11 protein-coding genes are annotated in these 12,344 nt (G+C 74.9%); 3 read left to right on the plus strand and 8 right to left on the minus strand.

Annotated elements, in window-relative coordinates:
- Window positions 1-87 precede the first annotated feature (87 nt).
- Both V6U82_RS00660 and nhaA read left to right on the plus strand, forming a co-directional pair.
- Window positions 88-1,935 (plus strand): nucleoside-diphosphate sugar epimerase/dehydratase, encoded by a 1,848-nt coding sequence (locus V6U82_RS00660; protein WP_334458542.1) that lies wholly within the window; start codon window positions 88-90, stop codon window positions 1,933-1,935.
- Between the two features lie 161 nt (window positions 1,936-2,096).
- Window positions 2,097-3,398, plus strand: coding sequence for a Na+/H+ antiporter NhaA (nhaA, locus tag V6U82_RS00665; RefSeq protein WP_334458543.1), 1,302 nt, complete (start codon window positions 2,097-2,099; stop codon window positions 3,396-3,398).
- Window positions 3,399-3,451: 53 nt separating this feature from the next.
- Here nhaA and V6U82_RS00670 read toward each other — a convergent pair whose 3' ends face one another.
- The 8 genes from V6U82_RS00670 to V6U82_RS00705 form a co-directional block, all read right to left on the minus strand.
- Window positions 3,452-3,655, minus strand: a complete 204-nt coding sequence (locus tag V6U82_RS00670; protein ID WP_128137939.1) for a hypothetical protein — start codon at window positions 3,653-3,655, stop codon at window positions 3,452-3,454.
- Between the two features lie 124 nt (window positions 3,656-3,779).
- Entirely contained in the window at window positions 3,780-4,367 is a 588-nt protein-coding gene (locus V6U82_RS00675) for a TMEM165/GDT1 family protein (protein WP_128137940.1), read from the minus strand.
- Between the two features lie 228 nt (window positions 4,368-4,595).
- Window positions 4,596-5,561, minus strand: coding sequence for an L-histidine N(alpha)-methyltransferase (gene egtD / locus V6U82_RS00680; RefSeq protein WP_128137941.1), 966 nt, complete (start codon window positions 5,559-5,561; stop codon window positions 4,596-4,598).
- A 33-nt stretch (window positions 5,562-5,594) separates the two neighbouring features.
- The gene (gene egtC / locus V6U82_RS00685; protein ID WP_128137942.1) at window positions 5,595-6,341 is read right to left on the minus strand and encodes an ergothioneine biosynthesis protein EgtC; all 747 of its coding nucleotides are present in this window, start codon (window positions 6,339-6,341) and stop codon (window positions 5,595-5,597) included.
- A gap of 9 nt (window positions 6,342-6,350) precedes the next feature.
- Window positions 6,351-7,658 carry an ergothioneine biosynthesis protein EgtB gene (egtB, locus tag V6U82_RS00690; protein ID WP_128137943.1) on the minus strand — a complete coding sequence of 436 codons (1,308 nt, stop codon included), beginning with the start codon at window positions 7,656-7,658 and terminating at the stop codon, window positions 6,351-6,353.
- Window positions 7,655-8,890, minus strand: coding sequence for an ergothioneine biosynthesis glutamate--cysteine ligase EgtA (gene egtA, locus V6U82_RS00695; RefSeq protein ID WP_334458545.1), 1,236 nt, complete (start codon window positions 8,888-8,890; stop codon window positions 7,655-7,657). Before egtA ends, egtB begins: the two co-directional genes overlap by 4 nt.
- A 154-nt stretch (window positions 8,891-9,044) precedes the next feature.
- Entirely contained in the window at window positions 9,045-9,806 is a 762-nt protein-coding gene (locus V6U82_RS00700) for a hypothetical protein (RefSeq protein WP_334458546.1), read from the minus strand.
- A 1-nt stretch (window position 9,807) separates the two neighbouring features.
- A complete protein-coding gene (locus V6U82_RS00705) occupies window positions 9,808-10,443 on the minus strand; it encodes an RNA polymerase sigma factor (protein ID WP_334458547.1) in 636 nt (211 codons plus the stop codon).
- 501 nt (window positions 10,444-10,944) lie between these two features.
- Here V6U82_RS00705 and V6U82_RS00710 point away from each other — a divergent pair.
- Complete coding sequence (locus tag V6U82_RS00710; RefSeq protein ID WP_334458549.1) at window positions 10,945-12,327, plus strand: serine/threonine-protein kinase; 1,383 nt, start codon at window positions 10,945-10,947, stop codon at window positions 12,325-12,327.
- Window positions 12,328-12,344: the final 17 nt, after the last annotated feature.

Below are 12,344 nucleotides of genomic sequence, written 5' to 3' on the forward strand. Positions count from 1 at the left end.
ACGTTACGTGACTGGACGACAGTAAACGACCGAACAGGCACAGACGGTCTAATCCTTTCAATACGGATAGGACACAGAGGGCAGCCCATGGATCGTGATGCGATCACAGCCGTTCGACCCCCCGGCCGGATCACCCACCGCGCCGCCACCCTTTCCCTGTTAACGCTGGACACGGCCGCGTGGTGCGGAGGTTTTCTCGGCGCGGCCTGGACGCGGTACGAGTTCGACCTCACCACCGCCGCCAGCGCCCGTACGCTCGGCCTGGCACTGGCCTGCGCCGCGCTGTACGCCGCGCTCACGCTGCTGCGGTCCCGGCTCTACGGCCGGTACCCGATCGGCAGCGCCGGCGACGCGCAGGGCCTGGCCACCACCGTCGCGCTCGTCGCGGCCGTCGGCTTCGTCGCCCTGCTGCCGTGGGCGCGGCACCCGATTCCGGCCAGCACGCCGCTGGTCGGCGGCGCGGTGGCGCTCGTGGTGATGGCGACCGCCCGGGGACTCTGGCGGGCCCACGCCGACCGCCGGCCGCCCGCCGCCGGGCACGCCGAGCGCTGCCTGATCTACGGGGTGGACGCGGCGAGCGAGCGCCTCGTCCGGGTGCTGCTGCACGACCCGGACAGCAGCTACCGGCCGGTGGGCCTGCTCGACGACGCACCCGACAGCCGCGGCCTGCGGCTGGAGCGGCTGCGCGTGCTCGGCGGCCGGGAGCAGATCGCCGCCGCCGTCCGGGCCACCCGGGCGAGCACCGTCATCTTCTCGATGAGCGGCTCCGACCCGCAGCTGCTGCGCGACGTGCGCACCCGCACGCTGGAGGCCGGGGCGGCGTTCAAGGTCCTGCCGCCGGTACGCGAGGTGCTCGACCGCCCGGTGGCCGCCACCGACGTCCGCGACCTCCAGCTCACCGACCTGCTGGGCCGCGCGCACCGGGTGGCCGAGCTGAGCGTCGAGCGCGGCGGGCTGGCCGGACGCCGGGTGCTCGTCACCGGCGCCGGCGGCTCGATCGGCTCGGAACTGTGCCGCCAGATCGCCCGCTGCGAGCCGGACGAGCTGATGATGCTCGACCGCGACGAGTCCGCGCTGCACGCCCTGCAGATGTCCCTGCACGGACGCGCGCTGCTGGACGGGCCGGAGCTGATCCTGGCCGACATCCGCGACGCCGAGGGCATCGCCCGCGTGATCGCCGACCGGCAGCCCGACGTGGTGTTCCACGCCGCGGCGCTCAAGCACCTCACGCTGCTCCAGCGCCATCCCGGTGAGGCGATCAAGACCAACATCATGGGTACGCTGAACGTGCTGGAGGCGTGCCGGGACGTCGCCGAGTTCGTGAACATCTCCACCGACAAGGCGGCCAACCCGGCGAGCGTGCTCGGCTACTCCAAGCGGATCACCGAGCGGCTCACCGCGTACCACGCGCAGCGGCTCGGCGGCCGGTACCTGAGCGTCCGGTTCGGCAACGTGCTCAGCAGCCGCGGCTCGGTGCTGACCGCGTTCCAGGCGCAGATCCGGGCCGGGGTGCCGATCACGGTCACCCACCCCGACGTGACGCGGTACTTCATGACCGTGCAGGAGGCGGTGCACCTGGTGCTCCAGGCCGCGACGATCGGCCGGGGCGGCGAGGCGCTGGTGCTCGACATGGGCGAACCGGTCCGGATCGCCGACGTGGCACGCCGGCTGGCGGCCGAGGCGGACCGCCCGGTGGAGATCGTCTTCACCGGTCTGCGCCCGGGCGAGAAACTGCACGAGCACCTGTTCGGCGCCGACGAGGTGGACAGCCGGCCACTGCACCCACTGATCTCCCACGTCCCGGTGCCCGAGCTGGACCCGGACGAGATCCGCGGGCTCGACCCGTACGCCGACGCGGACGAGCTGATCAAGCGGATGGCCGCGTTCTGCGACCCGGCCGGGGTGTCCCTGCCGGCGCTGCCCGGACAACGCTGACCCGCCGGCCGATGGGACGCCCGACCACGGGATGAGACGGGTGTCCCATCGGCCCGGCTCGGCTCGCCGCCGGTGGCGGCGCCCGTTAGGGTTGATCCCGGTGTGCCGGGAAGCCTGGTCGGCGATGGTTCCGCCGACCCCAGCTTCCGAACGGACGCCGCATGCCCCAGCACACCCCGCACCGGTCCCGCCTGCTGTCCCGCCGCTCCTGGCCGGAGACCCGCTTCCTGGCCGACGTGCTGCGCACCGAGACGGTCGGCGGCGGCCTGCTGCTGCTCGGTGCGGTGCTCGCCCTGATCTGGGCCAACTCGCCGTGGCGTGCCGCGTACGCCGAACTGAGCCACTGGGTGCCCTGGCCCGGCGGCGCCGGCCTGCACCTGGACCTGGACCTGCGCACCTGGGCCGCCGACGGGCTGCTGGCGATCTTCTTCTTCGTGGTCGGCCTGGAACTCAAGCGCGAGTTCGTCGCCGGTGACCTGCGCGACCCCCGGCGGGCCGCGCTGCCGGTGATCGCCGCGCTCGGCGGCATGATCGCGCCCGCACTGATCTACCTGGCGGTGACACTCAGCGCCGGCGGCGCCGGCCTGCGCGGATGGGCCATCCCCACGGCCACCGACATCGCCTTCGCGCTCGCCGTGCTCGCCGTGGTCAGCTCCCACCTGCCACAGGGGCTGCGCGCGTTCCTGCTCACCCTCGCGGTGGTCGACGACCTGTTCGCGATCACCATCATCGCGGTGTTCTACACCGCCGACTTCCAGCCGCTGCCGCTTCTCGGCGCACTCCTGCCGATCGCCGTGTTCGGGCTGCTCGTGCAGCGGCGGCGGACCTGGTGGTGGGCGCTGATCCCGCTCGCGGTGGCCGCCTGGACGCTGGTGCACGCCTCCGGCGTGCACGCCACGGTGGCGGGTGTGCTGCTCGGCTTCACAGTGCCGGTGCTGCGCGGCCGCGACGGCGCGCCCGGCCTGGCCGAGCGGCTGGAGCACCGCTGGCGGCCGGTCTCCGCCGGCCTGGCCGTGCCGGTCTTCGCCTTCTTCGCCGCCGGGGTGACCCTGGTCGGCGTGGACGTGGGCGGCGTGCTGACCAACCCGGTGGTGATCGCGGTGGCCGCCGGGCTGGTGCTCGGCAAGGTGATCGGCGTGTTCGGGTCGACGTACCTGCTCGCCCGGTTCACCCGGGCCGAGCTGGACGAGGAGATCACCTGGGCCGACCTGCTCGGGCTGGCGCTGCTGGCCGGCATCGGCTTCACCGTCTCGCTGCTCATCGGCGAGCTGGCGTTCGGCACCGGCAGCCCGGAGGAGGACGGCGTCAAGGTGGCGGTGCTGCTCGGCTCGTTGATCTCCGCACTGCTCGCCTCGGTGGTGCTGATCCGCCGCAACCGGGTCTACCGGCGGATCAGCGAACGGGAGAGCCGGGACGCCGACGGCGACGGCGTCCCGGACGTCTACCAGGAGGGCCCGGCCTGAGCCGGTGCGGCGGGTGCGACCACCGGTCACACCCGCCGCATGCCGGTCACGCCTCAGCGCCGGCGCTCGGCCGGGCGCGGCTCGCGCTTGCGCTCCGGTTCCTCGAGCGCCTCGGCGGCCGGGCCGGTGAGGTCGTCACCGGGTACGGCCACCTGCTCGGCGCGGTCCTGCTCGTCCTCGCGCCCGCCCGGTGGCGGCTGCGGCGCCGTGGCGCCCCCGGCGAAGCCGTACTCGTTGGGCTCGTCGTGCCTGCTCATGGGCGGAACCTCCCGGTCGTGCCGATTCGTCCTCCGCCGGGCGGTCACCGCCACGGCGCTCATCCCGGGCTACTTACCCACCGAGGCGGTCTCCGATCATCGGGCGCCGCCGTAGGGGGGCGGCTCAGGTCAGCTCGGAGACCGCCTCGAAGATCAGCCAGAGGCCGCAGATGGCGAACAGCACCGCCGCGCCGTAGCGGATGGTCCGCTCCGGCAGGTGCCGGCCGAGCATCCGGCCGACCAGGATCGCCAGCGCGTCCGCGGCCACCATGCCGAGCGTCGACCCGAGCCAGGTGCCGAACCAGCCGTACTTGGTGGCCAGCGTGATGGTGGCGAGCATGGTCTTGTCGCCCAGCTCGGCCAGGAAGAACGCCACGCCCACGGCGATGACCGCGGACCGGCCGCCGCGCTCGGCCTTGCGCTTCTCCTCCTCGGTCAGCTTGTCACCGCGCAGCGTCCAGGCGCCGAAGCCGAGGAACGCCAGACCGGCGATCAGCGAGATCCAGTCGGTGGGCAGGGCGGCGTTCAGGCCGTACCCGATGGCCACCGAGGCCAGGTGGACGACGGCGGTGGCGATCGTGATGCCGATGAGGACCGGCACCGGCTTGAACCGCGTGGCGAACGTCAGTGCCATGAGCTGGGACTTGTCGCCCAGCTCGGCGACGAAGATGACGCCGAAGCTGACCACCAGCGCGACGAGGAAACCCTCCATGTGAACCTTCCCGATCAAGCCGGGAGGAGGAACGGGGGCGCCCTCGACCCGGCTGCGACAGCCTGAGTCGAAGGTCTCGCCCGCCCCGGAGACCGGGGCCGCGTGGCCGGATGCGGAACGCACCAGTGTGTCGACCACGACATTGGGGGCTACTCCCCTTCGCGCCGCCCAGCCTAGCCGATCACCGGCAGGCCCGGTCACCGGGTGTGGGCGGGGCCACGGCGGCCCTCAGTCGGCCCGGGCCAGGCTCACCCCGAACAGCCCGTCCGGGTCGGTCCAGAACGCCCGCCGGTCGAACCCGGCGGCGGTCAGCTCGGCCGCGATCCCCTCCGGCCGGAACTTGGCCGACACCTCGGTACGCAACTCCTCGCCGGCGGCAAACACCACGTCGGTGTCCAGGACCCGCACCCGGGTGGGATGCTCGGCGCGCAACCGCATCTCGATCCACTCCCGCCGCGGATCCCAGACCGCCACGTGCCGGAACGCGTCGACGTCGAAGTCCGCACCCAGCTCGCGGTTGATCACGCGCAGCACGTTGCGGTTGAACTCGGCGGTGACGCCCGCCGCGTCGTCGTACGCGGGCACGATCACGCCCGGGTCCTTGACCAGGTCGGTACCGACCAGCAACCAGTCGCCGGTCTCCAGCGCCGCGCGCATCGCGGTGAGGAACTCGGCCCGCTCCACCGGCATCAGATTGCCGATCGTGCCGCCGAGAAACGCCACCAGACGGCGGCCGCCGGTGGGCAGCCGGTCCAGGTGGCGGGTGAAGTCGCCGACGATCCCGCGCACCCGCAGCCCCGGGTACGCGGCGGCGATCTGCTCGGTGGACGACCGCAACGCGCTCACCGAGACGTCCAGCGGCACGAAGGTGCCCAGGTCGCCGTGGCGGGTGAACGCGTCCAGCAGCAGCCGGGTCTTCTCCGACGAGCCCGAGCCCAGCTCGATCAGCGTCTTCGCGCCGGTCATCGTGGCCACGTCGTCCGCGTGCGCGGCCAGCACCGCCCGCTCGGCCCGGGTCGGGTAGTACTCCGGCAGGCGGGTGATCTCCTCGAACAGCTCGCTGCCCCGGGCGTCGTAGAACCACTTCGGCGGCAGCCACTTCGGCGTCGCGGCCAGCCCGACCCGTACGTCCTCCCGCAACCCACGGTCGAGGTCCTGCTGCTCCAGGTGGATCTCCAGCGGCTCGGCGCTCATCGGGTGTCCTCTCGTGCGATGGGTACGGATCGTTCAGACGGCGGTCGTCTCCCGCACGTCGAGCCCGCCCGTGGTCGCCACCACGAGCCGGCCGTCCGGCACGGCCCGCCAGGCCGGGTCGTCGTCGAACGGTTCGGACGCCAGCAGCACCGAGTCCGGGCCGCGGCGCACCGACAGCGCGTGCCCGGCCGTGCTCGCCACCACCGTCGTACCGTCGGTGAGCAGCAGGTTCAGCCGCGAACCGGGAGCGGCGGCGGCGACCGCGGCGACGGTGTCCGCCACCGCCTCGTCCGGCGGCGCGCCGGCCCGCAACCGGTGCCGGACCAGCGCCCACAGCAGCGCCGAGTCGGTCGGCACGTCGAGGGTGATCAGGTCGCGGACCGGCAGGCCGGCGGCGAGCGGGACCAGGCTGTCCGGCCAGCCCTTCACCACGCCGTTGTGGCTGAACAGCCACCGCCCCTCGGCGAAGGGCGCCGCGGCGGTCTCGTGCAGCGGCATGCCGACGGTGGCCGAGCGGACCGCGGCCAGCACCGCCCGCACCCGCGTCACGGCGGCCAGCTCCGGCAGCGTGGTGTCGCTCCACATCGGCTGGGCCCGCCGGTAGCGGACCGGGTCGCCGTCGTCCGGGTACCAGGCGACGCCGAAGCCGTCGGCGTTGATCGTGCCGCCGCCGCGCATGTCACGCGGCGCCCACGACTGGCGCAGCAGCCCGTACGGCGGGTCGAACAGCAGGCTGCCCAGGGGCACAGGTGGACCGAGGTACGCGAGGTGACGGCACATCGGGCCGGCTCACTCCTCCGGTCCGGCGTCACGGGCGCAGCGGAATCCGCTGAAGATCTGCCGCCGGATCGGGTAGTCCCAGTTGCGGAACGTGCCCCGGCAGGCGGACCGGTCGGTGCCGAACGAGCCGCCCCGCAGCACCCGGTGGTCGTCGCCGAAGAACACCTCCGAGTACTCCCGGTACGGGAACGCGGTGAAGCCCGGGTGGCCCCGGAAGGGCGAGGAGGTCCACTCCCAGACGTCGCCGACGAGCTGGTGCACGCCCAGCGGCGAGGCGCCGGCCGGGTACGCGCCCACCGGCGCCGGCCACAGGTGCCGCTGCCCCAGGTTGGCGTGCTCCGTGGTGGGGTCCTCGTCGCCCCACGGGTAGCGGCGGGACCGGCCGGTCGCCGGATCCCAGCGAGCCGCCTTCTCCCACTCCGCCTCCGTCGGCAGCCGCTTGCCGGCCCACGCCGCGTACGCCGCCGCCTCGTACCAGCAGACGTGCACCACCGGCTCGTCGTCGCGCACCGGCGACCAGCGGCCGAACCGGCGGTACGCCCAGCCGTCCCCGTCGCGCCGCCAGTGCATCGGCGCGCTCAGGTCCGCCTCGACGCGGTGCCGCCAGCCGGCCTCGCTCCACCAGCGCGGCTCGTCGTACCCGCCGTCGGCGATGAACGCCCGGTACTGCCCGTTCGTCACCGGGGCGGCGTCGATGAGATACGCGGGCAGGTCGACGGTGTGGGCCGGGCGCTCGTTGTCCAGCGCCCACGGGTCGGTGGAGGTGCCCATGGTGAACGGCCCGGCCGGCACCCGTACCTCCCCCCCGGCCCGGGCGCGGGGCTCCGGCGGGGGCGGCGCGTCGAGCACCGGGGCGCCGGCGCGCAGCTGGTGGGTGGCGAGCATGGTCTCGTCGTGCTGCTGCTCGTGCTGCACGATCATGCCGAACGCGAACCCGTCGGCGACGAGGGGACGCTCGGTGAAGCGGATGCCGTCGAGCAGGTCGAACACCTTGTCCCGCACCGTCCGCACGTAGGCGCGGGCCTCGGCCGGCGGCAGCAGCGGCAGCGCCGGCCGGTCCTTGCGTGGCTGCTTGAACGCGTCGTAGAGGTCGTCGATGTCGTGGCGCACCGGGTCGCGGCCGCCGACGTCACGGACCAGCCACAGCTCCTCCTGGTTGCCGACGTGCGCCAGGTCCCACACCAGCGGCGACATCAGTGTGGAGTGCTGCCGGACCAGGTCGTCGTCGTCCACCGCGTCGGTCAGCAGCGCGGTACGGGCCCGGGTGCGCTCCAGCTCCGCGGCGATCCGGTCGCGTAGTCGCTCGGTGGTGGTCACCGGTGTCCCCTCTCCGCGGCGGCACGGTGCCGCCGGATCGCTCGCTGGGTCTCGTCGTGGAGGCCGGCCGGCAGGCCGAGCCGGGGCAGGGCCGTCAGGGCCAGGTCGAACAGCGCCGCCGCGGCAACCGCCAGCGGGCGCTCGGCCAGCCCGCACCGGGCCGCCGCGCGCCACCGGTCGGCGACCGGAGCGGCAGCCGCCAGCGCGTCCCGGGTGGTGGCCGGATCGGCGAAGATCGCCGCCAGCACCGCAAGCGGCACGGTCCACTCCGGGCCGGGCTGGGTGTCCAGGTAGCGCAGTTCGAGGTAGCCGCGCGGGCGGACCGGCGGGAACAGCGTGCTGAGGTGGTACTCCAGGTCGTCGGTGGTGGGCGGACGGGGCAGCGCCCCGGCCAACCAGTCGGCGAACGTGACACCGGGCGGCGCGGTCCAGTCCGGGCCGTCGCCGCGTACGCAGAGCAGCGGCGCGGCGAGCGCGTACCCGGTCCAGGCCGCCACCGGATCCTCCTCGGCACGCCCGGGCGACCAGACCGGACCTGTCCGGGCCGGGTCGATGGCCAGCCAGGTGGCCATCCGGGCGGAGGCCCAGCCGGTGCGGCGCCCCGCGTGCCGGTCGGCGGTGGCGAAGGCGGCGAGCAGTGGCGGGCCGACGGCGTGCGCGGCGGCCCAGCGCTGCGCCAGATGCTCCGGCTCGCCCGCGTCCAGGCAGACCTGGAGGCCGGCGGTGCTGTACATCATCGCCCGTCCCGCCGGGCCACGGCGGTCGAAGGCACACCGCATGGCCCGGTAGCGCGGGGTCTCCACGACGGGCCGGGGAAGGCGCCAGGGGTCCATGCCGCTGCGGCCGAGCACCAGGCCGGCGGCGTCCAGCCGGGCCCGCAGTTCGGCGACGTCGGCCTCGGTGGCCAGGATCAGCGCGGCGACCGATGATCGCGGTGTCGCGGAGATCTCCACCTGCCCGCCGGGCTCCACGGTCACGGCGCCGCCGCGCCGGAGCTCGTCGGCCGGGCTGGTGGGGTCGAGGGTCACAGGGCTGTGCCGCCCCAGCGCCTCGCGTAGTCGCTCGCGGTCCACCGGCCGGGCCGGGTCCGCGGCGTCGTGCACGGTCCATTCCAGTTCGACGCCGACGAGCGCGGGTGGCCCGGTCTTGAAGCAGATCCGGGCGAGGTGGCCCCGGGCCGCCTCCTCGTCTCCCAGGACAACTGCCCGGTCCAGATCCGGCGACATCACCATCGGACGGCTCCTCCTCGGCGATGGACGACGACGTCGTGGCGACGCGCCCGGCCGGGACGGCACGGGACGCCGTCCACCATCCTCTGTCTAGCAGACGAGTTCCGCTTGCCCGGAGAGATGAAATTTTGTCCGGAATCTGATTGCGCCGCGGCGTTCAGTCGTCCGTCCGCGGACCCGGGCGCTCGGGCTCCGGTTCGTCGTCCGGGTCGTCCGCCGGCGCGCCGACCAGGTTGCGGCAGTAGCCCTCCACCTGCTCGGGGCCGCCGGCGGCGGCCACCAGGTCGGCGAAGCCCGGCGTGGTGAGCGCCTTCTCCCGCTGCCGCTCCGACTTGGCCAGGTAGGCGCGGCAGTGACCGGCCAGGCCGGCCCTCACCGGGGGCGCGGGTGGCCCGGCCTTGACGCTCGGTGTCCCGGACGGCGTCGGCGCCGGTGGCGACGCCGCACCGGACGCGTCACCGGCCGGGGTGCTCGGCGCCGGCCGGGACGGCCCGGTGACGGCGGGGCCGGTGCCGGTCGGTCCGGCGCCGGTGGGGCCGACCGTCGCGGGCGGGACCACCGGCTCGGGGTGGCGGTCCAGGCGCACGGCGGCGAACGCCACCCCGGCGACAGCGGTGGCGGCGAGCCCGGAGAGCGCGGCGGCGATCCGCAGGCGCCGGCGCGGGCGCGGCGCGGTCACCGGCACCGGCGCCGCCGTGGTCCCGGCGCGGGCCGCCCGGAAGGCGGCGAGCGCCTGCTCCTCTCCGGCGACCTCGCCGGGGGACGCCGGTCCGGCGGCGGCGGACAACAGCCGGGTCAGCGGATCGGCGTCGGCCTCCGGCGGCGTGCCGGCGCGCGCGGCGTCGAGCAGCCGGTCGGACTCCGCCCGGTCGGCGGGCCCGCCGGACCGGCGAGCGTGCATGCCGTCGTCTCCCCTCACGTCAGCCCTCCGCCGGCTCGGCCTCGGGCGCGTGCGGCACCTGGCGCTCGGTCCGGGGACGCGGCGCGACGGCGTCCCGGGTGTCGTCCGGCGCGGCCTGCGCCGCCGAGCGCTCCAGCATCGCGGCCAGCCGCCGCAGGCCCCGGTGCGCGGCGGTGCGCACCGCGCCGGCCCGCCGGCCCAGCACCCGCCCGGCGGTCTCCGCGTCCAGGCCGATGACGGCCCGCAGCATCACCGCCTCGGCCTCGGCCGGCGGCAGCGTACGGATCAGCGCCAGCGCGCTCTCGGTGGCGATGGCCTCACCGGCCCGGTCGGCGGTGTCGGCGTCGGCGGCCAGGTCGTTGAGGGCCTGCACCGGCACCGGTACGGAGGGACGCCGCCGCTGCCGGCGCAGATGGTCCATGGCCCGGTTACGGGCGATCGTGACCACCCAGGCGCGGAACTCGCCGCCGGTGAACGACGGCAGGTCACGCGAGATCTGGAGCCACGCCTCCGAGGCCACGTCCTCGGCGTCGGCGCCGACGAGCGCGGTCAGGTAGCGCAGCAGCGCGGGTTGCAGGCTGCGGTAGAGGAACCGGAACGCCTCCTCGTCGCCCGCCTGCGCCCCGGCGACCGCCTCGTTCAGCTCGGCCGTCACGCTCGCCGTCCCGTGACGGCCCGGCCCCGGGCGTCGACGGGTGCCAGTGACCACACCGCCATCCGCACTCGGCCCCCCGGTGAGCTGATCAGGCACCAGCACGAGGGTGCGGGGTGCCGTGGACACTGCCGCGCGGCATCGGGCGTCGGCGGGACATACCGTACCGGCGTCCGGGGGCGGCCGGGAGTCGGGCCGACGCCGGGACGGGCAGGGTGGTTCGGCAAGCCGCCGGGGACCGGGAAAACAGAGAGAAATGTCTAGCCCCGGCATCGGCGTGTCGTGGTAACGCCGAGGGCGGGCGCTACGCTCCCCCGAGATGGACCACGGTCGGCACGGCGGGCCGGGAGCACGGGGGCGCGTAACTTTCTGGCCGATCGTACCGGGTCGATCACGATCAGCCGATCGGCGTCCCGGCTGCCGGACACCGTCCTTTCGGCCCGGCGGCACCGGACGCGGATATCGCGGGAAATACTTCGCGCCTGCTGTGGGTACGGTATGGGGGTGCTGTCCTCAGACGTCGTACTCAGCGGTCGGTACCGCCTGGATGACCGTGTCGCCACCGGCGGCATGGGCGACGTCTGGCGTGCCACCGACCTTGTCCTCGGTCGCCCGGTAGCGGTGAAGGTGCTGCTTCCCGCCCTGGTGTCCGACCCCGACTTCATCGCCCGGTTCCGGTCCGAGGCCCGGATCATGGCCTCCCTGCGCCACCCCGGCGTGGTCCAGGTCTTCGACTGCGGCGAGGACGACCTGCCCGGCGGCGGCCGGGCCGACTACCTGGTGATGGAGTTCGTCGCCGGTGAGCCGCTGTCACGGCGGATCGAAACCGCCGGGCAGCTCGAGGTCGCCGAGACGATGTCGATCGTGGCCCAGGTGGCGCAGGCGCTGCACGCGGCGCACGGCCGCGGCATCGTCCACCGCGACGTGAAGCCGAGCAACCTGCTCGTGCAGGACGACGGCACCGTGGTCCTGGTCGATTTCGGGGTGGCCCGCTCGACCAACGTCACGAGCATCACCAGCACGAACGCGGTGCCCGGCACCGCCCTCTACATGGCGCCGGAGCAGGCCGCCGGCCGGCCCGTCTCGGGTGCCACCGACGTGTACGCGCTCGGCGCGGTCGCGTACTGCTGCCTCACCGGCAGCCCGCCGTTCACCGGCGACAACCCGCTCCAGGTGGCCGTACGCCATCTCGACGACGAGCCGCCGGAGCTGCCGGCGGAGATCCCGGCGTCGGTGCGCGAGCTGGTGTCGCGGGCGCTGGCGAAGGATCCGGCCGACCGCTACCCGAGCGCGGCGGCGATGGCCGACGCGGCGCGGGCCGCGCGTACCGACTCCCCGACGGCCACTGTGGCGCTGCGCGGCGCGGCGGGTCCGGCGCGGTCGCGGGACGACCAGCCGGCGGTCCGCCCGGGCGCCGCGGTGGCGACGTCCCGGCGGCGGGGCCGGCGCGGCACGCTCGTCGGGGCGCTGGGCGCGGTGCTGGTGGCGATGGGCGCGCTGGGCGCACTGGTGGCGGCCGCGAACGACACCGCCGAACCGGCCACGAAGATCGACAAGACCGCCCCGGCGGTGGCGCCGAGCGACCAGGCCGCCGAGCCGGTCGTCGACGAGCCGTCGGCGGACGACGAGTACACCTACCGCCCGGCCGGTCCGGGCGGCCGGCCGTCGGCCACGCCCTCGGTGACGCCGAGCACCTCGGCGACCCCGTCGGCGCAGCCGAGCGTGACCGACGAGCCGGCCCCGACGGACGAGCCGAGCAGCACGCCGTCCAGCGCGCCGACGACGACGGCGCCCACCACGCCGCCCGCGCCGGACCCGACCACCGCCGACCCGGGCACCGGCACCGGCGGCGGTGACACCGGCGGGCAGCCGGCCACGCAGCCCTGACCCACGGCACCCACGAG

This window comes from Micromonospora sp. CPCC 205554 (assembly GCF_036902745.1).
Taxonomy (GTDB): domain Bacteria; phylum Actinomycetota; class Actinomycetes; order Mycobacteriales; family Micromonosporaceae; genus Micromonospora; species Micromonospora tulbaghiae.